This is a genomic window from Plantactinospora sp. A48 (assembly GCF_055793945.1).
This window is the reverse complement of sequence record NZ_JBTIXF010000009.1, coordinates 40,810-61,895: the sequence shown is the minus strand read 5'-3', so window position 1 is coordinate 61,895 and position 21,086 is coordinate 40,810. Positions and strand designations below refer to the sequence as shown.

Here is a 21,086-nt window from a genome sequence, read left to right as displayed (position 1 = left end):
GGCCGCGCCCGTGCGGTCGGCTGTCGGCCGGGCGCCGTGGGATGGTGTCGGCCCGGTGCCGTGGGACGGTGTCGGCCCGGTGCCGTGGGACGGTGTCGGACCGCTGGGGCCGGCCGGCGGCTGGGCGGTCACGCTGTCACCCGCGCGGTCAGCTCGTCGAGGCGGGCGGCGGTCAGTTCGAGCCACCGCAGGTCCGCCTCCAGGTGGAACAGCGCGTGATCGCAGATGAGCTGGTCGGCGAGGTCACCCCCGGACTTGCGCCGGGTCAGCTCCCGCATCAGTCCCAGGTGCTCGGAGCGCTGCACGTCCAGCAGTTCGGCCGCGGACCGGCCGGTGAGCAGTGCCAGTACGACCTTCGTGTAGAGGACGCTCTGCAGGTACGGCTCGGGTCGCTCCGGCGTCGACAGCCAACGGCCGACGTCGGTCACGCCGGCCCTGGTGATCGCGTACCGCTTGCGTTCGGGGCCCTCGCCCGGCTCGACCGCGTCGACCTCGACGAGGCCGTTGCGGAGCAGCCGGGACAGCGTCGCGTACACCTGGCCGAACGGCAGCGGCCGGGCCTGGCCGAACCGCTCGTCGTAGGTCCGCTTCAGGTCGTAGCCGTGCCGGGGGCCGGCCTCCAGTAGGCCGAGAAAAGTCTGTCCGATCGACATGCCAGAGACTATACACATCGCGTATACGCATCGCGTGTACCGGGCTGACCAGGGCAGAGTCTGCCTGACCGGATGGGTCGACCCGGGTCCGTGCGGCTGCTCGCCCGGGTCGCCGGACTTCCCGGCCAGGCCAGCTCGGGGCTGACCCGACCGGGAAGGACCGGCGACGGCGGATCAGACCGGCCCCTCGGGCGACCCGTCGGCCCGGCGTGGTCCGTTGCGCAGCCGAGCCACCAGGCGCATCAGGTGATAGCAGGCCAGCGCCGCCGCCGACCCGAGGGCGATACCGGTGAACGACAGCTCGCCGGCGGTGAGGGTGTAGTTCGCCGCACCGACGATCACCGCCACGGCGGCGGTCATCAGGTTCACCGGGTCGTGGAAGTCGACCCGGTTCTCCAGCCAGATCCGCGCGCCCAGGACCGCGATCAGGCCGTACAGCACCGTGGTGGCGCCACCCAGCACGCCCGCCGGCACGGTCAGGATCAGCGCGCCGAACTTCGGGCACAGGCCGAGCAGCACCGCCGCGACCCCGGCCACCCAGTAGGCGGCGGTGGAATAGACCCGGGTCGCGGCCATCACGCCGATGTTCTCCGCGTACGTCGTCGTACCGGAACCGCCGCCGGCACCGGCCAGCACGGTGGCCAGGCCATCCCCGAGGAACGCCCGGCCCATCTCCCGGTCCAGGTCGTGACCGGTCATCACGGCCACCGCCTTGACGTGCCCGGCGTTCTCGGCCACCAGCACCAGGATCACCGGCGTGATGAGGGCCAGGGCGTGCCAACCGAAGGACGGGGCGTGGAAGGCCGGCAGCCCCACCCAGCCCGCGTCGGCGAGCCGGCGGGTGGCGGCCGGGTCGAGCCCGCCGACCACCACCGCGAACACCCAGCCCAGGATCACACCGAGCAGAATGGACAGTCGACCGAGGAAGCCCCGGAAGGCGACGGTGGCCAGCAGGATGGCCGCGATGGTGACCACGGCGATCCCGGGCTGGGCGCGTACCCCGCCGTCGCCGCCGCCGGCCCAGGCGGTCGGCGCGAGGTTCAGCCCGATCAGCGCGACGATCGCGCCGGTCACCACGGGCGGCATGAGGGCGGTGATCCACCGGCTGCCGACCGCCTGGACCAGCAGGCCGACGGCGGCCAGCAGGGCGCCGGTGACCAGGATCCCACCGAGCGCGGGCCCGATGTCGCCACCGGCCTTCGCCGCCAGCACCGGGGCGATGAAGGCGAACGACGAACCCAGGTACGACGGGATCCGACCCCGGGTCACCAGCAGGAACAGCATGGTGCCGAGCCCGGAGAAGAACAGCGTGGTGGCCGGCGGGAATCCGGTGATCAGCGGAACCGTGAACGTCGCGCCGAACATCGCCACGACATGCTGCACGCCGACGCCGATGGTGCGCGGCCAGGACAGCCGCTCGTCCGGGCGGACCACCGCACCGGGTCGGATGGTCCGGCCGTCGCCGTGGACCGACCAGGCGAACGGGCGGGATGGCGCTTCGGTGCGAGACTCACTCATGCGGTGTGCACGTACCCTTCTGGCTCCGGGGGGGGTAAGGAAGGGCCCCTTGTTATCGCATTTTGTATAGGAAGGGGCCCCGCTTAACGGAGTCAGCCCACGTGCACGTGCGGCCGTCGGTAACGGTCCGGCTCGGCCTGCCGGAGCACCTCGCGGGTCACCACCGCCACCTCACCGTCACCGAACACCAGATAGCGCAGCAGGTGCGCCACCGGGTTGCCCTCGGTCCAGTCGAAGTAGACGTGCGGCAACCGGCCCGTGACGTCCCGCAGGTGCAGCAGGAGCGCGGCGATCGAGTTGCCGACGCTCGGCCCCTCGACCTTCAGGATGCGGTAGCCGTAGCGTTCCTCGCCCTGCACGGTCAGCTGGGACTCGAACTGGGACGGGTCGCGGACGGTCACCTCCATGAACAGCACCGGCTGGTCCGTCGGGATGTTGTTGTCCGCGCACTCCTCGGCGGCCTTGCTCTGGTACTCCTCCTCGTTGCGCTGCTGCGGCTCGTTGGCGAAGATCCGAAGTTCCCCGTGGACCGCGGCCTCCTCGATCATCCGCTTCGCCGCCCGGCTCATCGTCACCTCGCTGACCCGCAGTTCGGTGGCGCGCAGCGCCCGGGACAGCAGCGAGGTGCCGACGATCCCGACGATGAACAGCGAGGCGATCTTGACCCCGTCCGGCCGTTCCACGATGTTGGCGGCGGTGGTGTAGGCGAGCACCGCCGTGATCGCGGAGAACGCGACCAGCAGCCGTCGCTGCCGACGGCGCCGGGCCGAGAGGGTCACGGCCACGGCGGCCGAGGAGATCAACACCAGCACGCCGGTCGCGTACGCGCCGCCCTGCGCGGTGACGTCCGCGGCGAAGACGATGGTGATCAGGAACGACGTGCCGGTGAACACCAGCACGAGGGGCCGGACGGCGCGCGTCCAGTTCGGGGCCATCCCGTACCGGGGCAGGTAGCGCGGTACGAGGTTCAGCAGACCCGCCATGGCCGAGGCGCCGGCGAACCAGAGGATCAGCACGGTGCTGATGTCGTACACGGTGCCGAAGTTGCCGCCCAGGTAGCGGTGCGCGAGGTAGGCCAGGGCCCGGCCGTTGGCCTGCCCGCCCGCCTCGAACTCCCGGGCCGGGATCAGCATGGTGGTGGTGATGCTGCTGGTGATCAGGTAGGCGCTCATGATCAGCGCGGCCGTGGTGAGCAGCCGGCGCGCGCCGAGGATCCGGCCCTCCGGTCGCCGTGGCTGGTCCCCGGGGTGCCCCCGGATCAGCGGCATCACCGCGACCCCGGTCTCGAAGCCGGACAACCCGAGGGCGAGCCGGGGAAAGACGAACAGCGCCAGGAGGGCGATGCCCAGCGGGTGGGGATGCTGGGTCAGCAGCGTCCGACGCCAGTCGGCGACCAGCGTCGGGTGTGTCGCGAGATGTCCGAGGGCCACGGCGATGACCACCGCGTTCAGTGTCAGGTACACCGCGACGAGCACGACGGCGATGCCGATGGCCTCCTTGAATCCCTTGAGGAAGACCGCGCCGAGCAGCGCGATGAGCAGCAGGGTCAGGGCGACCTGGCTTCCGCGCAGACCCGCCGGTAGGAAGGGGTTCTCCAGGATGTGCGCGGTGGCGTCGGCGGCCGACAGGGTGATCGTGATGATGAAGTCGGTCGCCGCGAACCCGAGCAGGACCAGTACGAAGAACTTGCCGCTCCAGCGGGGCAGGATCCGTTCGAGCATCGCGATCGAGCCCTGGCCGTGTGGGCTCTCCCGGGCGACCCGCCGGTACACCGGCAGCGCCCCGAACAGGGTGAGCGCGACCAGCACCACCGTGGCCACCGGCGCCACGGCCCCGGCGGCCAGGGCCGCGATGCCGGGTTGGTAACCGAGCGTCGAGAAGTAGTCCAGGCCAGTCAGGCACATCACCCGCCACCAGCGCCGCTGGTGTTCCGGGTGCGGTGCCGAGTGCGGCCCGCTGGCATGGTCGGGGTCCGTGCCGTACAGCAGCCAACCCCGGACCCGGCCCCCAGCCGCCGCCTCCCGGCGGCGCTGTCCGGAGCCGACCCGCCCGCCAGACCGCCGGTCCACCCGTCACCGCCCCTCGCGCCGGTTCCTGACCGCGCTCGCCAGGGTCAATCCTCACAAACCAGCGGCGGTGCCGGTGCCGAAACGGGCCAGCGCGCCAGGGCCTCCCACGCCAGGTCGGGCGCGAGGGCGGCGGGTCCGGGATACGCGGGGTCGGACGGACGCGGGGGTACGCGGGGTTGGGGCGGGCCTGGTTGCGCGGGTCCGGCGGTACGCGGGGTCGGGCGGGCTGGGCGGGCGGCTGCGCCCGGGTGTCAGGCCGGGTCCGGGTGGCGTGTGCCGTCGGCGGCCCGGACCGGCGCCCAGGCGAAGGCGAGCGCCCCACCGGTCAGGCAGAGCAGCAGTCCGACGAGGAAGCCGCCGAGGTTCGAGGTCAGCCAGGAGGCCAACGCCAGCAGGACGGTCAGGACCGAGTAGAACAGCCGCTGCGCGGGATTCACCAGCAGGAGTATCCCGCACAGCAGCAGCACGAGCGGTACCAGATAGGCGGCCAACCCCTGCGGGCCGACGTGCAGGATCACCGGTAGGGGCGCGCGGACCGTGGCCAGGATCTCGGTGGCCCCGAGCAGCACCAGGAACGCCCCCCAGAACGGACGGGAGCGTCGCCACCCCCGCCACGCCCGCCAGATCCGGACCGTGCGGGACGGCGCCGGCGGATCGGCGGAGCCGTTCGGGCCATCGTGGTCGTCCATCGGTTCAGCAGCCGTTGTCGGTGAAACTCATCCGCAGGTGCGGCAGGTGGAACGCCGCCGCCGTCGTGGCGTAGTTGTTCTGCCGCAGGTCGAGGATGGTGACGGTCTCAGCCTGCTGAGCGAAGACGCCGGGGTTGCCGGTGACCCCCGGCACCCGGTCGAGCGTGCTGGCGTCCTGCCCGATGTCGATGTTCTTGAACGTCGCGTCGCCGGTGATGGAATCGGAGTCGACCACCAGGGTCCGGGCCGAGACGTTCTTTCCGTCGTCGCCGGCGGTGATCTTCAAATGCATTCCGCCGAGGCTCACGCTCTGGCACAGATTGGTCAGCTCGGCCTGGTCGATCGCGGAGACGATGAGCACCAGTTGGCCGCCGGTGTCGCCCTCGTTGGGACTGTTCTCGATCATGTGGTCGAGGGTGGCGAACTGTTCGAACCCGGTACCGGTGAGCTTGTCCGCGGTGACCGTGAAAGGCATTCCGGAAACCGAGAACTGGGCGGCCAGTACCCCCTGGGCGGTCAGCACCACCATGGCCCCACCGGCGGCACCCGCCGCGCCCAGCATGGCGACGAACCGTCGCCACCGGATCTTGCCGGGAGCCCTTGAGTCGGACGCGTCGCTGGAAGACATCGATGGCCCCCTCGGATCGGCGGTCTGGACGAGAACGGCCGGCGGCTCCGGAAATGATGGCCAGGGCGCGACGATGAGATCGATTCGACCGAGTTCCCCAGGCGTGTTTCCGGTGGCTCCGACCCCAGGAAGTTACCGCCCGGTCACTGGAATGGTCAACACCCACAAAGCCGAGTCGGCAAGATTCTCATCAATTGATAATCGATCAAAAACCCCGCTGATTTCTGACCGGTGGAAACATTCGATCATCCTCGACCGAGGTGGCGGAGCGGCATTGCCGGCGCGGTCGGGACAACGGACCCGGGTCGGCGTGGCCGGGCGGGTGGGCTCGGTCCGGCACCCGGACGGGTTCGGGTTGGTGTGGCCGAACGGCCGGCTCAGGCCGGCTCGGTCGCTTCTGGCTCGGTCGCTTCTGGCCCGGCCACACCCGGTGTGGCGGTCGGCTCGGTCACGCACGGTGCGGTGGCCGGGGCGCCCGCCCCGGTGGTCGCCGAGGCCGCCGCGCGGGTCGCCTCGGCCCGACCGAGGAACGGCGCGGTCATGAAGTACGTCAACGTCGGCAGCAGTGCCGGCAACTCGCGTACCCGGCCGGCCGCGACGTGCTGGTGGATGGTCGCGTAGATGCCGCCCACCACCGAGCCGACCAGCACGTCCGGGGCGGCGACCGCCGGTTCGGGCCGGGCCTCCACGAAGAACTGATGGAACCTCCGAAGTAGCAGGTCCCGCTCGCGCCGGGCGGCCGGTCCGGCGCCGTCGATCTCGACGATCGCCATGGTGGCGAAGGCGGGGACGCTGGCCAGTACGTCCAGCAGCACGCTGAGCGACCGACGTGCGCCGTCCGGCCAGTCCGTGGCCTCCCGGTAGGACTGCTCCATCATCCGCAGCAGCACCGCCGTGCCATGCCGGTAGGTGGCTCGGAAGGCGTCCTCCTTGCCCTCGAACAGGGCGTAGAAGGCGGGTCGGGTCACCCCGGCCGCCTGGCAGATGTCGGTGACCCGGGCGTTGGCGTACCCCTTCTCGGCCACCGTGTGTACGAGTCCGTCGTACAGCCGGTCCCGCTGGGTGGCCGCGACGACCTCGGCCGGTTGCCGCCGGGGCCCTCGCTTGATCGCCCGGCTCGGGTCCCGGCCCTCCCGGGCGCCGGGGAGTGGGGTCGGCGTGCGGCTGGAGATGGCCGTGGACATCGATCTCCTTGGTTTCCGTGCGCTTGACTTTGCGACCCTCTGGGGTTTATAACTTTCACGGTCGGTCCCGGAGTCGCCACTGATGGTTACCGGGGTCGAATCCATCATCGTTGCTGAGGGAGGGCTGATGGTCCTCAGTATGGCCGACGGTTTCTTGACCTCAAAGGCCGGAAAGCGCCAGGTGACGCGGCTGAGCCGCAGTGCTCCAGCCTGAGTCGGGCGACCGCTCACCCGTGCCACGCTGCTCACCCGGGCCACGCTGAACGCCTTTCCGGTCCGGCGCGCCCGAACCCGGGTGGACGCGACCTGTTCGACGGCATCGATCCGCTGCCCAACCCTGCCTTCGGGCTACCCGCCGAACCCGTGGCCAACGCCGTGGTCCTCGGCGGCGAACCACCTCTTCCCGGCCATTGACCCGGGCGGCACCGACCCGCGCGCCGATCGGCGCGCCTCGGCCGGCTGACCGGGCCCGAATGTCACCCCATCCATCCATCCCACCGGAGGGAACCATGCACGGGTACGGACGCCTCGCCGCCATCGCGGCGACCACGCTGCTCGCCGTCCTGGCCACCGCCTCACCCGCGGTCGCGAGGGGCGGCTCCACCGAGGCGGTGAACGTGCTGACGTACGGAAGTGCGGGCGGTACGAACGTGCCGGTCGGGGACGTCGCGAACGCGAACCTGAAGACCGGCACCACCGCCAACTTCTACTCGTCCGCGAGCGGCACCACGGGCATCAGGTGTTCCGGGTCGAGCTTCTCGGCGACGGTCACCGCGAACCCGCCGGCACCGGGCACCGCGACCGAGTCACTCAGCTCGCAGACCTTCAACGCCAGCACCTGCACCAGCAACGTGTTCGGTACGAGCGGCGTCGCCAGCATCACCGTCGGCAACCTGCCGTACGCGACCACGGTGGCCAGCGGCGGCGCGGTGAAGATCACCGGTGCGTCGAGCAGGCCGATCCAGACCACGATCGTGCTCAGGACGCTGCTCGGCAACGTCACCTGCGGATACCAGGCGAACGGCAACACGCTGACCGGTACGGCGTCCAACACGACGCTCACGATCAGCTTCACCAACCAGCAGTTCAACCGGATCTCCGGACCCGGTACGTGCTTCGCCAACGGCTACTTCTCGGCGAGCTACGGCCCGATCGTGGACGTCAGCCGTACCGGCGGCCCGACGATCTACGTGAACTGACCGCCCGACGTCACCCGGGTCCGGTACGCGTCACCCGGGTCCGGTCCGCCGTCATCCGCCGCCCGGTGCGTCGGCTGGCGACGGCGGGCTGGTGAACAGCTCGACCTGCTCGGTCCCGGTGGCGGCCGTACCGGCGTGCGGCGGTGGGGGTCGGTCGGTGGTCGGTGGACGGGAGTGGACCCGGGTTCCGTCCACCGACCGGCGGGCGGTCACGTGCAGGGCGACCAGCCGTACCGGCGCTGGTGGGGGATCGGCGGGCCGGTCCCCCCAGCGGACCCACACGGCGACCCGGCCGGCCTCGGCCTCCGCGAGCAGCTTCTGCACCGACCGCCGCCGGGCTCCGTGGTCGACCTCCACCACCACGGGCGGTCCGTCCGGTCGGGCGCACGCCACGTCGACGACGGAACGCTGATGCTGGTACGGCGGGGGCAGCGGCAGCACGCTGGCCGCCCGTCGGTACACCCGCCACCGCTGGAACGCGCCCCAGTCGGCGACGGCGGCGATCAGCAGGTCGGTCACCTCGTCGGCGGTCCGGTCCAGGAAGGTCACCCGGGACAGCCACCCGGCCAGCGACGCCGCCACCCGGTCACCGTCGTCAACCGCAGCCGTCATGCCGAAGCCTTCCACCCGTCCCGCCTCATCCGTCCCGTCCCGTCCCGTCGCGCTCGTCCCGCCGCGAAGCTGACCCGGTCGTACGATACGGCCCCCGGGCCGGGCGGATCGGAGTGTCAACAGGGGCACCTTGCTATACAAAAAGCGATAACAAGGTGCCCTTCCTTTCGGCGGAACGATTAGCGGGTCGGCGAGTTGGGCAACTGCCCGGGGCATGAACGAGTTGAGCGCGCCGGTCACCCCCGATGAGGTGGGTCGGCAGGAGTCCACGTCCGGTGGAGCGTCGCGATGACTGACGTACAGACCGGCACAATCCGCACCAACGTGCCAGCCCGGTTGGACCGGTTGCCCTGGTCCCGCTGGCACTGGATGATCGTCATCGGCCTGGGCACCGTCTGGATCCTGGACGGCCTGGAGGTGACGATCGTCGGCAACCTCTCGGGGGCCATCTCGAAGCCCGGCAGCGGCCTGGCGATCAGCCAGTCGCAGATCACCGGCCTGGCCGCCGCCCTCTACGTGGCGGGTGCGTGCACCGGTGCGCTGTTCTTCGGCTGGTTGACCGACCGGCTCGGCCGCAAGAAGCTCTTCCTCGTCACCCTGGTGGTCTACCTCGCGGCGACCGCGCTGACCGCGCTGGCCTTCGACTCGTGGTGGTTCTTCCTCTTCCGGTTCCTCACCGGCATGGGCATCGGGGGCGAGTACGCGGCGATCAACTCGGCCATCGACGAGCTGATCCCGGCCCGGCACCGCGGCCGGATCGACCTCGTGATCAACGGAACCTTCTGGGCCGGTGCGGCCATCGGCGCGCTGCTGACCGTGCCGCTGCTCAACGGCCTGCCGGTGAACGTCGGCTGGCGGGTGGCGTTCGGCCTGGGCGTGGTGCTCGGCCTGGTGATCCTGCTGGTCCGCCGGCACGTGCCGGAGAGCCCGCGCTGGTTGTTCATCCACGGCCGGGGCGACGAGGCCGAACGGTTGGTCGAGAGCGTGGAGCAGGAGGTGCAGCGGGAGACCGGCAAGGAGTTGGCGGAGGCGGACAGCAGCATCACCATCCGGCAGCGGAAGTCGATCGGGTTCGTGACCATCGCGCACACCCTGTTCGCTCGATATCCACGCCGCGCGATCCTCGGTTTCGCGCTCTTCATCGGCCAGGCGTTCCTCTACAACGCGATCACCTTCGGTTTCGCGCAGATCCTGGAGACCTTCTTCAAGGTGCCGTCCGGCAACACCGGTTACTACTTCGCGGTGATAGCGGTGGGCAACCTGGCCGGTCCGCTGCTGCTGGGCAGGCTCTTCGACACGGTCGGCCGACGGATCATGATCGCCGGGACGTACATCCTGTCCGGTGTGCTGCTGCTGGGCACGGCGCTGCTGTTCAACGCGGGCGTGCTCAACGGAACCACGATGACCGCCTGCTGGTGCGTGGTGTTGTTCTTCGCCTCCTGCGGGGCCAGCGCGGCCTATCTCACGGTGAGCGAGATCTTCCCGATGGAGACCCGGGCCATGGCGATCGCGTTCTTCTACGCGCTCGGTACGGCGGCCGGCGGCATCACCGGCCCGCTGCTGTTCTCGAAGCTGGTCGGCACCGGCAAGGTGGGGGACACCGTCCTCGCCTTCGTGCTCGGCGCGATCGTGATGATCATCGGCGGTGTGGTGGCCGCGTTCCTCGGGGTGAACGCCGAGCGGAAGTCCCTGGAGGACATCGCCCGGCCGCTCAGCGCCGAGGACGCGACCGAGGTGCCCCGGCAGCGTGGCGGCGCCGACCTGCCGGCCGGCATGGCCCCGGCCTGACACCGGATACCGGCTCCGGTCCGACGCCGGGTACCGGCGGGGGCGTCTCCCGGCCGTGGCCCAGCCCGACACCGCGTACCGAAGCGCGCCGGTGCCCCGATCCGTTCGCCGGGTCGGGGGCGCCGGTGCGCTGGCGTGGCTCAGAACATTAAACGGAAACAATATTGACGAATCTCGTTACCGATGGCAAGGATCGATCACAGCGGGGGATGGGTCGGTCCGGGCCGACAGGGGCCTCGGATGCCCGTCGGGCCCGCGGAGAGGACGACATGCGATCACGCTTCCGGGCGGGTCGGGCTCGTGTGTGTACCGCGGCGGTGGGTGTCGGTGCCCTGGTCACCTCACTGGCGCCCGCGACCGCGGCGCAGGCGGCCACCGTGCAGACCGTGACCGTCGGCGCCGACCGGCCGGGCTACGTCGTAGCCGAAGGTTCCCGGGCCGAGGTCGGGCTAGCGGTGTCCACCTCGGACGGCCGGCCGCTGGACAGCGCCACCCGGGTCGGCTGGCGTACGGCGACCGGCACGGCCACCCCCGGCACGGACTACCGGGCGGCCTCGGGAACGGTCACCTTCCCGGCCGGTACCGCGTCCGGCACCGTGATCCGGGTCGGGGTGGACACCCTCGCCGACGGCGCGGGGGAGACCGCCGAGACGATCCCGCTGTCGCTCTCCCCGGATGGCGCGGCGCGGGTCGAGCGGCAACCGACGGTCGTGCTGAACGCCAACGGACTGCCCTATCTGGACTCCCGACGGCCCGTCGACCAGCGGGTCGAGGACCTGCTGCGCCGGATGACGCTGACCGAGAAGATCGGCCAGATGACCCAGGCCGAGCGGGCCGCGGTCGACAGCGACCCGACCCTGATCGCCCAGTGGCAGCTCGGCTCGGTGCTGTCCGGTGGTGGTTCGACGCCGGCCAGCAACACCCCGGCCGCCTGGGTGGAGATGGTCAACCGGTACCAGGCGCAGGCGCTGAGCACCCGGCTGCAGATCCCGATGATCTACGGGGTCGACGCGGTGCACGGGCACGGCAACGTCCTCGGTGCCACCGTGTTCCCGCACAACGTCGGGCTCGGTTCCAGCCGCGATCCGGGCCTGGCGGAGCGGGTCGGGCACGCCACCGCGGCCGAGGTGCGGGCCACCGGGATTCCCTGGGACTTCGCGCCCTGCGTGTGCGTCTCCCGGGACGAGCGGTGGGGTCGTAGCTACGAGAGCTTCGGCGAGGACCCGGCGCTGGTGATCCGGATGGAGTCGGTGATCGACGGCCTCCAGGGACGCCGGCCGGCCCAGCTCGACGACCCGGACCGGGTGCTCGCGACGGTCAAGCACTACGCCGGGGACGGCGACACCAGGTACGACCCCAGCGCGGTCGGTACCGGTCGGTACCCGATCGACCAGGGCATCACGGTCACCAACCGGGCCGACTTCGAGCGCCTCGACCTGGCCCCGTACGTCAGCGCGGTGCGTGAGCACGACGCCGGCAGCGTCATGCCGTCGTTCTCCAGCGTCGACTGGACCGAGGACGGCGTCGGCAATCCCACCAAGATGCACGCCAACCACGAGCTGATCACCGACGAGCTGAAGGGGAAGATCGGCTTCGACGGCTTCCTGATCACCGACTGGGAGGGCATCCACCAGATCCCCGACCCGGCGGAGCCGGACAACACGGGGCTGACCGCGTACAAGGTGCGGGTCGGGGTGAACGCCGGCACGGACATGTTCATGGAGCCCAACACGGCCAGGCAGTTCGAGGACCTGCTGCTGGCCGAGGCGAACGCCGGGCGGGTCAGCCAGACCCGGATCGATGACGCGGTACGCCGGATCCTGCGCAGGAAGATGCAGCTCGGGCTCTTCGAGCACCCGTACGCCTCGGCGGCCAACGTGGACCAGGTGGGCAGTTCCGCGCACCGGGCGCTCGCCCGGGAGGCGGTCGCGAAGTCACAGGTGTTGCTGAAGAACAGCGGTGGCCTGCTGCCGCTGCGCCGGGACGCCAAGCTCTACGTCGCCGGCCGCAACGCCGACGACCTGGGCAATCAGGCCGGTGGGTGGACCATCACCTGGCAGGGCCAGTCGGGTCAGGACGTCATCCCCGGCACGTCGATCCTGGAGGGCATCCGCGAGGTCGCGCCCCGGGCCCGGGTGACGTACAGCGCCGACGCCTCGGCGCCGACCGCCGGCGCCGACGTCGGGGTGGTCGTGGTGGGCGAGACGCCGTACGCCGAGGGGTTCGGCGACGTGGGCGGCCCGGTGTGTGACTGGTGTACGACGCCGCAGCACGAGGCGAAGTCACTGACCCTGCAACCGCAGGACCGGGCCGTGGTGGACAAGGTCTGCGCCGCCATCGCCCGCTGCGTGGTGCTGGTGGTCTCCGGCCGGCCGCAGGTGTTGAGCGACCAGCTCGGTGAGATCGACTCCCTGGTCGCCTCGTGGCAGCCGGGCAGCGAGGGCGCCGGGGTGGCGGATGTGCTGTTCGGTCGCCGGCCGTTCACCGGTCAGCTGCCGGTGACCTGGCCCCGGGACGTCGCGCAGGTGCCGATCAACGTCGGTGACGCGAACTACCAGCCGCAGTATCCGTTCGGTTGGGGCCTGCGGACCGACCCGGCCCGGGACCGGCTCGCGCAGGCGGTCCGGGACGCCCGGGTCGACTCCGGCGATCCTGCGGTCCGGGCCGCGCTGCGGCACCTGACCGGCGTCCTGGGACGGGACGGTTGGACCGTCGCCGGCACGCCTCGGGGCAGCACGCTGGGCGTGCTGGCCACCGCGCTGCGGGAGTTGCGATCGGCCCGGGTCGACACCTCGGCCCTGGCCGGGGCGATCGTCTCGGTGGCCCGGGACGTGGCCCAGGGTGCCGTGGCCGCCGGGGTCGCGCGGCCGGAGGCGGCGGGGCTGATCGCCGACGCCGACCACGCGTTGCTGTCCGGGGACGCGGTCGGCGCCCTCGCGCTGCTACGCCGAGTGGCGAGCTGAGCACTCTGCTCGATGGTCAGGGGGTTGTGGTGCCCGACAAAGGCCGCGCAGGCGGCACAAGCGGGCATCACAACCCCATGATCGAAGATGCCGGCCGGTCCGCCCGCTAGGGTGACCCGCCATGGGTTCGAGCACTCCCGCCAACCGGCTGCCCTCGCTCACCGGACTGCGCTGGGTCGGCGCCATGCTGGTCTTCGGCTTCCACGTCGGGACCATGCACGTGATCGCCGACCCGGGCATCAAGGCGGTGACCGACCGGATCTTCACGCTGGGCCTGTCCGGGGTGCAGTTCTTCTTCATCCTCAGCGGCTTCGTGCTGGTCTGGTCGGCCCGGCCGGGGGAGCGCCGGCGCACGTTCTGGCGTCGCCGGTTCGCCAAGATCTACCCGAACCACGTGGTCATGTGGGCCGTGGTGCTGGCGGTGGGGCTCTGGCTCGGCCGGCCGTACGACCTGCGGGTCGCGCTGACCAACCTGTTCCTGGTGCAGACCTGGACACCGAAGGTCGGCTGGTTCTACAGCGTGAACACGGTCAGCTGGTCGCTGAGCTGTGAACTGTTCTTCTACCTCTGCCTGCCGCTGGTGCTCCCACTGGTGCGGCGGGCCCGGGTCTGGGTGCTGTACGGCGTGGTCGTCGCGATGCCCCTGCTGATCCTGGCGCTCTGGCCGGCCCAACGCCTCGTACCGGAGGTCGACCGGTGGTGGTTCACCCAGGTGTTCCCGGTGGTGCGGTCGCTGGAGTTCTGGCTCGGGGTGGCCGCCGGCGAGCTGATGGTGCGCGGTCGCTGGCGCGGCCCCGGGCTGTGGACGGCCACCGGCATCTTCGTGGTCACCTGGACGGTCGCCACCGTCTGGATACCGGCACAGGCCTGGACCACGGTGCTGGCCGCCGCGTACGTCCTGGTGATCGCGGCCGCCGCCGACGCGGACATCCGGGGTCGCTGGTCGCCCTGGCGGTCCCGGCCGATGCGCTGGCTCGGCGAGGTGTCCTTCGCGTACTACCTGGTACACGTCTTCGTGGTGACCAGCGTGCTCACCTGGCTCGGCCGGCCGCGTGGCTTCCCCGGCTGGTGGGGGCCGGTCGCCGCGGTCGGCTTCCTGCTGCTCAACCTGGCGGCCGCCGCCCTGCTGCACCGGTACGTGGAGACGCCGATGATGCGGCTGCTCGGCCCGCGCCGCCGCGGGCCGGTCCGGGTCCCGGCGCCCCGCCGACCGGAGCCGGCGGAGAAGTCGCTGTCGGCGGAGAAACCGCTGGCGGCCGAGAAACCGGTGTCGGCGGAGAAGCCGGTGTCGTCGGCGGAGCCGGTCGCCTCCGCGCCGTCCCCATGATCCGCACGATCCTGCCCTTTTAGTGGACCGTTCCGGGCAGCCGGACCTGACAACGCAAGATCGTGTGGATCATCGGGACCGGACCGGGACTGACCGCGTGGACGGGTGCCGCGGTGGTCGCGGCACCCGTCGGGTCAGGCGCGGAGGGTCAGCACGATCCGTTGCAGGCCAGCACCTTCAGTCGGTCGAGGGTGCCGTTCCAGACGTCCTGGTCGCCCGGGAACGTCCCGGACGAGGACCACTGCCAGAAGGAGTACGTACCCCAGCCGGCCGGCAGGGTGCCGACGCTGCTGGAGTACCGGGCGATCCACAGCGGGTCGTTGGTGGCGAACTGCGACGTGTTGCCGGTGCACGTGCTCCACCAGTCGGTGGTCGTGTAGATGGTGGCCCACCGGCCGGTGCGGCTGTGGTACTGGTTGACGAACGACGCGATCCAGCTGCGCATGCTGGCCTGGGACAGGCCGTAACAGGTGGCGCCGTACGGGTTGTACTCGATGTCGAGCGCGCCCGGCAGGGTCTTGCCGTCCTTGGACCAGCCGCCGCCGTGGGCGACGAAGTAGTCGGCCTGGGTGGCGCCGCTGGTGGTGTCGGGCCGGGCGAAGTGGTACGACCCGCGGATCATCCCGACGTTGTACGACCCGTTGTACTGCTGGGCGAAGTACGCGTTGGTGTAGTACGTACCCTCGGTCGCCTTGATGTAGGCGAACCGGGCCCCGTTGCTCCACGCGGCGGACCAGTTGACGTTGCCCTGATAGCTGGAGACGTCCATTCCTTTGAGGCCGGAGGGTGCGGCCTGGGCGGGGGTGGCGCCGAACGCGGTGGCGACGGCGGCCGTGAGCGCCACGAGCGCGGCCGTGACTCCGGCCCTGGCTCGCGGACGCCTTCGGAGGATCGAGATCATGCAAAGCCTCCCAGGTGGGGGTGGGTCGCGGTAGCGACCTCGGTACTGAAAGGATCTGCCAGCAATTAGGTCATGGCCGGAACAAAACTTCAATACTTGAATTGAAGATTTTACCTGTAACGATGTAAGGCCCCCACCGTCACCCGCCGTGACAGGCCCGCCGCATCAGTTCCCGCATGTCGTCGATCATCGGCATCCGGGGGTTCGCGGGCGCGCACTGGTCGAGGTACGCGTTCATCGCCTGCTGGGGCAGCGCCGCGAGGTAGCTCTCCGCCGGCACGCCGGCCGCCTCGAAGGACGCCGGGATCCCGACCGCCGCCCGGAGCCGTTCCACCGCCACGGCGTACGACTCGACGCCCTCCTCGGCAGTGGCGGCGGGCAGCCCGAGCATCTTCGCGAGGTCCTGGAACCGCTCCGGGGCGGTGTACCGCTCGTACTTCGGCCAGCCGGTCAGCTTGCCGGGCACGGCGCCGTTGTACCGGATCACGTGCGGTAACAGGATCGCGTTGGTCCGCCCGTGGGCGATGTGGAACGTCGCGCCGAGCGTGTGGGCCATCGCGTGCACGATGCCGAGGAACGCGTTGCCGAACGCCATCCCGGCGATGGTGCCGGCGTTGTGCATCTTCTCCCGGGCCACCGGATCGGCGGCGCCACCGGTCACCGACCGCTCGAGGTTGTCGAAGATGAGCCGGATGGCGTGCAGTGCCAGCGCGTCGGTGAAGTCGCTCGCGTACACCGACACGTACGCCTCGGTGGCGTGGGTGAGGGCGTCGAAGCCGCTGTCGGCGGTCACCGCCGGCGGCAGATCGGCGGTGAGCGCCGGGTCCACGATCGCCACGCTGGGGGTCAGCGCGTAGTCGGCGAGCGGATACTTCTGCCCGCTGGCCGGATCGGTGATCACCGCGAACGGGGTCACCTCCGCGCCGGTGCCCGAGGTGGTCGGCACGCACACCAGCCGGGCCCGGGAACCCAGGGTGGGAAACCGGAAGGCCCGCTTGCGGATGTCGGAGAACTTCTCCTTCATGTCCGCGAACACCACGTCGGGGTGCTCGTACAGCAGCCACATCACCTTGGCGGCGTCCATCGGGGAACCGCCGCCGAGCGCGATGATGGTGTCCGGGCGGAACGACCGGATCACCTCGGCGCCGCGCTGCACGGAGTCCATCGTTGGTTCGGGCTCGACGGTGTCGATGACCTGGACGGTGACCGGTCCCGGCCGGTCGTTCAGGATCCGGCTGATCCGGTCGACGTAGCCGAGCCGGGTCATCGTGGCGTCGGTCACGATGGTCACCCGGGCGACGTCGGGCATGTCCCGCAGGTACCGCAGGGCGTTGCGCTCGAAGAAGATCTTCGGCGGGATCTTGAACCACTGCAGGTTGTTGTTGCGCCGACCCACCCGTTTGATGTTGAGCAGGTTGACCGCCGAGACGTTGTTCGACACCGAGTTGTGGCCGTAGCTGCCACAGCCCAACGTCAGCGAGGGCAGGTAGGCGGTGTAGATGTCCCCGATGCCGCCCTGGGACGCGGGCGCGTTCCAGATCACCCGGACGGCCTTGACCCGCAGCCCGTACGCCTCGGCGACCGCGGCGTCGTCGGCGTGGATGACCGCGCTGTGGCCCAGCCCGTCGAACTCCACCATCTGCTCGGCGTACCGGAATCCCTCCTGCTGGTCGTGCGCCCGCAGCACGGCCAGGACCGGGCACAGCTTCTCCCGGGTGAGTGGCTCCGCCGGGCCGACCCCGCCCGTCTCCACCAGGATCAGCGAGGTGTCGGCGGGGACGCTGAACCCCGCCTGTTCGGCGATCCAGGACGCGGACCGGCCCACCGCCTCCGGGTTGATCCGCCCGCCCCCGCGTTCGCCGCCCGCGCGTTCGCCGTCTGCGCCGGCCGGCGGGAAGAGGAACCCCTCCAGCAGCGCCTTCTCGGCGGCGGTCGCCAGGTGGGCGTGCAGCCGGCGGAACCCGGCGAGCGCGGCGTCGTACACGGTGTCGTCGAGGATGACGGCCTGTTCCGAGGCACAGATCATGCCGTTGTCGAACGTCTTCGACAGGACGATGTCGTGTACGGCCCGGTCGACGTCGGCGCTCGGATGCACGTACGCCGGGACGTTGCCGGCGCCCACGCCCAGCGCCGGCTTGCCCGCCGAATAGGCGGCCCGGACCATGCCGTTGCCACCCGTCGCGAGGATCACCGACACCCCGGGGTGCCGCATCAGGGCACCGGTGGCCGCCACCGACGGCTCCTCGATCCACTGCACGCAGTTCTCCGGGGCGCCGGCGGCGATCGCCGCGTCGCGGACCACCCGCGCGGCCTCGGCGCTGCACCGCTGGGCGGCGGGATGGAACGCGAAGATGATCGGATTGCGGGTCTTGAGCGCGAGCAGGCTCTTGAAGATCACCGTGGAGGTCGGGTTGGTGACCGGGGTGACCCCGGCGACGACGCCGACCGGATCGGCTATCTCCACGATGCCGTCGACGTCGTTCCGGCTGATCACGCCCACGGTCTTCAGCCCGGCCATGCTGTGCGGAACGTGCTCGGCGGCGAACATGTTCTTCACCGCCTTGTCCTCGAAGACCCCGCGCCCGGTCTCGGCGATCGCCAGTTCGGCGAGCGCACCGTGCCGGTCCAACGCCGCGACGGACGCCTTGCCGACGATCCGGTCGATCTGTTCCTGCGTGTACGACCCGTAGTCGACCAGCGCCTTCGCCGCGGCCGTGACCAGCGCGTCGACGGCGGCGTCCACCGGTCCGGGCACCTGGTTCAGCACAACTCCGCCCTCCTCCACCGGGCGTTCGATACGCCCACGCCGATCATCTCGGCCGGGCCACCACCGTGACTGCGGGCGAAGGGCTCACCGGACCCGGGCCATAGGTCCCGCCGTCACGCACCGGCAGGCCGGGCCCGGGTCGGATGGTCGATCGCCGGGCTGTCAGCGTGGGCCCCCGCACGGCTGGCCAGGGCGCCGGTCAGGGCCGGCGTCGGGACCGCGGCAGCGCGGCGCGCGGTGCCGGCCCGTCGCCCGGGGACCGGGCCGAGGCCAGTTCCGCGCGCTGGGCCAACCGCCGTAGTCGACGCCCGACCACCCGGTCGCTGTGCCAGGCGATCCACAGGCACAGCGCGGCCAGCGGCAGTTCGACGACGAGCGCCAGCACCACGGACAGCAGCAGGTCCGGGCCCGGTGAGGTGGTGACGTCGAACCAGGCGTCCACCGCCAGCATGGTGGCGGTGGCGGTCGCGGCCATCGCCACCCGCCGGTGTCCCCGGTACGCCTGGACGGCCGTCAGCGCCAGCAGGAGGATCAACCCGACGTCGAAGCCCACCCAGGCGGCCCGGTAGTGGGCGGCCACGGCGTGTCGGGGGAGGGTGGCGGCGAGGTAGCCGACCCAGGGCACCGCGAGTGCCGCCAGCGCCGCGAACACCGGCGCCACCCAGCGGGGGGCCGGGCGGACGCTGGCGCCCCCGCCCTCGTCGACCGGCAGTTCCGAACCGCTCATCGCCCGACCCGCCATCTCTCCGACCCCCGAACGGATCGCCCAGACCGACCTCGAACGGCGGGACCGCCCGGATCCACCCGATCGGTGCGATCCCGACACCGAGCGGATCAGCACGGATTCGCCCTACCCATCCCGCCCGGGTGGCGAAACCATACCGGGTACCCGCTCGTCCGTCGGCTACCCACTCCGAACCCCTTGTGTCCCATCGGCGCCGCCTTGGGTGTTTCGGTGGTCGAGTGGCTCACCGGTAATTGTCGAGAACGATGACCGGTGTCACTTCCGTCAGCGGGTCGAAAATCGGTCAACGTGTCTTCCAGGAGCGGTGTTGCTCACTGTTTAGCCAGCTCACGGGCTTGGCAGGAGCGGGAGGAGCCCAGTAGTGTCGTCGCGTCCATGTTGGTTTGTTGGCCACTGTTGGGTGGCCGCCGACACGGATCCGCTTAGTCGTCCACAACGAGCCGGGGACCCAATTTCTTTCGGGGTGAATCCGCGGGTGCAGACCCGTGGTAGGGCGATCTTCCCGCCCGAATCCGTCAGCTAACCCGGTAGGCGGTTTCGGAAGGAGTTCTTCTTCGTGCACCACTCACCCCCGGGGATCCCCCCGATCCCGATCCCGACCGGCGTGTCCGCGCCCGATCCCGCTCCGACCGGAGCGGCGTCCTGACCGAGGCTCGCCAGTCGAGCCAGGCCCGTCACGCGAGCACCGCCGGTTGAGGTGGTCCGATCCCGGCCACCTGTTCCCCCGGATCCGCCTGCCGTGGGTGAAACCCCCACCCGCGACGGCGGTCGACAAGCCACACCACGAAGACCCGACCGGACGCCCCGCGCGCCCGCGTCCGGTCGCCGTGCTCGCCCGCGGGTCCTGGCCTGGCGGAGCCGCCGATCCACCGCGCCCCCGGGCGGGCGGGTCGGGACTTCCCTGGAGGATCCCCGTGAAGCTTCGTTATCCACAGCAGTTCCGTTCCGCGCTGGGCCGGCCCGCCGGCCGAGTCGCGCTGGTCTCCGCGGGCGCCGCCATCGCGGCCGTGGTGACCGGCGTGACCGTGACCGGCGTGGCCGAACCGGCCGACCAACCGGTCCAGACCCGGGTCGCCGCCGAGCTGGCCCAGCCGGCGGAGGCGGCCCCGGCCGAGGTGCCGGCCGTTCCGTCGGCCACCGCGGCGCGGTCGTCCGCGCCGAGCCCCTCGCAGACCAGGTCGTCCGCGCCGGCGAAGCCCGCCAGGCCGGTCGCGCCGAAACCGCCGGCCGCCCGGTCGCTGGCCTACGACTACGAGGCGCAGATCAACGGTTACTACTGCGGTCCGGCCGCCACCCGGATCGCGCTCACCGCGGCCGGCCTGCACCCCAGCCAGGACAGCCTGGCGGCCCGGCTGAACACCACCGAGAACGGCACCGACTCGGCGGCCGACACCACCCGGGTGCTGAACAGCGTCGCCAGGACCAACTTCTACTCGACCCGGGAGATTCCTGGTATGCCGACGACGGGGCAGGTCAGCCGCCTGCGGTCCGACGTCGTGACCGCGATCGCCAGCGGGCACGCCATCGTGGCCAACATCGTCGGCAGCCAGGTCGACACCGAGGGCGGCTGGCACGACTACAGCGGCGGTCACTACCTCACGGTGGTCGGCTACCGGGACAACGGCCGGGTTCTCAAGATCGCCGATCCGGCGTTCGTCAACGGCCAGAGCCAGTACTGGATGAGTGCCGACGACTTCGCCGCCTGGATGGCCACCCGCGGCTACTCCGCCTGATCGGCACCCGATCACCAACGCGCCGGCCGGTGTCCGCAACCATGGACACCGGCCGGTGTCGATCCGGCGGGCCGTTCGGGTGACCACCGACGTGCCACCGAAGGTCCGGCCCGATCTGGCGACGGAATGGCCGTCAGGTGGAGACTCCGGGCTGCGGGTGGGTAACCGGCGTGTCGTACGCGACCTGGGGTGACCCTGGTCGTCGCGACCGTCGCCGATCATGTTTGGATACCGATATGTCTGTTCAGCGTGGTGCGGGTCCCGCACGCGGCCGTCGACCGGCCGGGGATCCGCCGCCGGCGGGTGGTGG

15 protein-coding genes and 1 riboswitch are annotated in these 21,086 nt (G+C 71.0%); of the genes, 5 read left to right on the top strand and 10 right to left on the bottom strand.

The window, feature by feature from the left end; all coding sequences use genetic code 11:
- Window positions 1–128: 128 nt before the first annotated feature.
- From ACXN5W_RS07330 to ACXN5W_RS07305, 6 genes are all read right to left on the bottom strand, one after another.
- On the bottom strand, window positions 129–653 hold the full coding sequence (locus ACXN5W_RS07330; protein ID WP_473157393.1) for a PadR family transcriptional regulator: 525 nt from the start codon (window positions 651–653) through the stop codon (window positions 129–131).
- Between the two features lie 174 nt (window positions 654–827).
- The gene (locus tag ACXN5W_RS07325; RefSeq protein ID WP_473157392.1) at window positions 828–2,171 is read right to left on the bottom strand and encodes a uracil-xanthine permease family protein; all 1,344 of its coding nucleotides are present in this window, start codon (window positions 2,169–2,171) and stop codon (window positions 828–830) included.
- Window positions 2,172–2,263: 92 nt separating this feature from the next.
- On the bottom strand, window positions 2,264–4,240 hold the full coding sequence (locus tag ACXN5W_RS07320) for an amino acid transporter (RefSeq protein WP_473157391.1): 1,977 nt from the start codon (window positions 4,238–4,240) through the stop codon (window positions 2,264–2,266).
- A 251-nt stretch (window positions 4,241–4,491) separates the two neighbouring features.
- Entirely contained in the window at window positions 4,492–4,929 is a 438-nt protein-coding gene (locus ACXN5W_RS07315; protein ID WP_473157390.1) for a DUF6114 domain-containing protein, read from the bottom strand.
- A gap of 4 nt (window positions 4,930–4,933) precedes the next feature.
- Entirely contained in the window at window positions 4,934–5,557 is a 624-nt protein-coding gene (locus tag ACXN5W_RS07310; RefSeq protein WP_473157389.1) for a DUF6230 family protein, read from the bottom strand.
- Between the two features lie 377 nt (window positions 5,558–5,934).
- Entirely contained in the window at window positions 5,935–6,741 is an 807-nt protein-coding gene (locus ACXN5W_RS07305) for a TetR/AcrR family transcriptional regulator (RefSeq protein WP_473157388.1), read from the bottom strand.
- Window positions 6,742–7,250: 509 nt separating this feature from the next.
- On the opposite strand from ACXN5W_RS07305, the gene ACXN5W_RS07300 reads away from it, so the two are divergent.
- Window positions 7,251–7,940 carry a Tat pathway signal sequence domain protein gene (locus ACXN5W_RS07300; protein ID WP_473157387.1) on the top strand — a complete coding sequence of 230 codons (690 nt, stop codon included), beginning with the start codon at window positions 7,251–7,253 and terminating at the stop codon, window positions 7,938–7,940.
- Between the two features lie 51 nt (window positions 7,941–7,991).
- Here the strand turns inward: ACXN5W_RS07300 and ACXN5W_RS07295 are convergent, their stop codons facing one another.
- Window positions 7,992–8,552, bottom strand: coding sequence for a hypothetical protein (locus ACXN5W_RS07295; RefSeq protein WP_473157386.1), 561 nt, complete (start codon window positions 8,550–8,552; stop codon window positions 7,992–7,994).
- Window positions 8,553–8,840: 288 nt separating this feature from the next.
- Between ACXN5W_RS07295 and ACXN5W_RS07290 the strand changes: the two genes are divergently transcribed.
- The 3 genes from ACXN5W_RS07290 (at window position 8,841) to ACXN5W_RS07280 (ending at window position 14,630) form a co-directional block, all read left to right on the top strand.
- Window positions 8,841–10,340, top strand: coding sequence for an MFS transporter (locus ACXN5W_RS07290; protein WP_473157385.1), 1,500 nt, complete (start codon window positions 8,841–8,843; stop codon window positions 10,338–10,340).
- A gap of 269 nt (window positions 10,341–10,609) precedes the next feature.
- Window positions 10,610–13,303: a glycoside hydrolase family 3 protein gene (locus ACXN5W_RS07285; protein ID WP_473157384.1), complete on the top strand. Its 2,694-nt coding sequence runs from the start codon at window positions 10,610–10,612 to the stop codon at window positions 13,301–13,303.
- 121 nt (window positions 13,304–13,424) lie between these two features.
- A complete protein-coding gene (locus tag ACXN5W_RS07280) occupies window positions 13,425–14,630 on the top strand; it encodes an acyltransferase family protein (protein WP_473157383.1) in 1,206 nt (401 codons plus the stop codon).
- Between the two features lie 148 nt (window positions 14,631–14,778).
- Here the strand turns inward: ACXN5W_RS07280 and ACXN5W_RS07275 are convergent, their stop codons facing one another.
- From ACXN5W_RS07275 to ACXN5W_RS07265, 3 genes are all read right to left on the bottom strand, one after another.
- The gene (locus ACXN5W_RS07275) at window positions 14,779–15,531 is read right to left on the bottom strand and encodes a lysozyme (RefSeq protein WP_473157382.1); all 753 of its coding nucleotides are present in this window, start codon (window positions 15,529–15,531) and stop codon (window positions 14,779–14,781) included.
- Between the two features lie 139 nt (window positions 15,532–15,670).
- Entirely contained in the window at window positions 15,671–18,316 is a 2,646-nt protein-coding gene (gene adhE, locus ACXN5W_RS07270) for a bifunctional acetaldehyde-CoA/alcohol dehydrogenase (RefSeq protein WP_473157381.1), read from the bottom strand.
- A gap of 181 nt (window positions 18,317–18,497) precedes the next feature.
- Window positions 18,498–19,025 carry a hypothetical protein gene (locus ACXN5W_RS07265; RefSeq protein ID WP_473157380.1) on the bottom strand — a complete coding sequence of 176 codons (528 nt, stop codon included), beginning with the start codon at window positions 19,023–19,025 and terminating at the stop codon, window positions 18,498–18,500.
- Window positions 19,026–19,452: 427 nt separating this feature from the next.
- Window positions 19,453–19,592: riboswitch (cyclic di-AMP (ydaO/yuaA leader) on the top strand.
- A 365-nt stretch (window positions 19,593–19,957) separates the two neighbouring features.
- Between ACXN5W_RS07265 and ACXN5W_RS07260 the strand changes: the two genes are divergently transcribed.
- A complete protein-coding gene (locus tag ACXN5W_RS07260) occupies window positions 19,958–20,776 on the top strand; it encodes a C39 family peptidase (RefSeq protein WP_473157379.1) in 819 nt (272 codons plus the stop codon).
- Window positions 20,777–21,086: the final 310 nt, after the last annotated feature.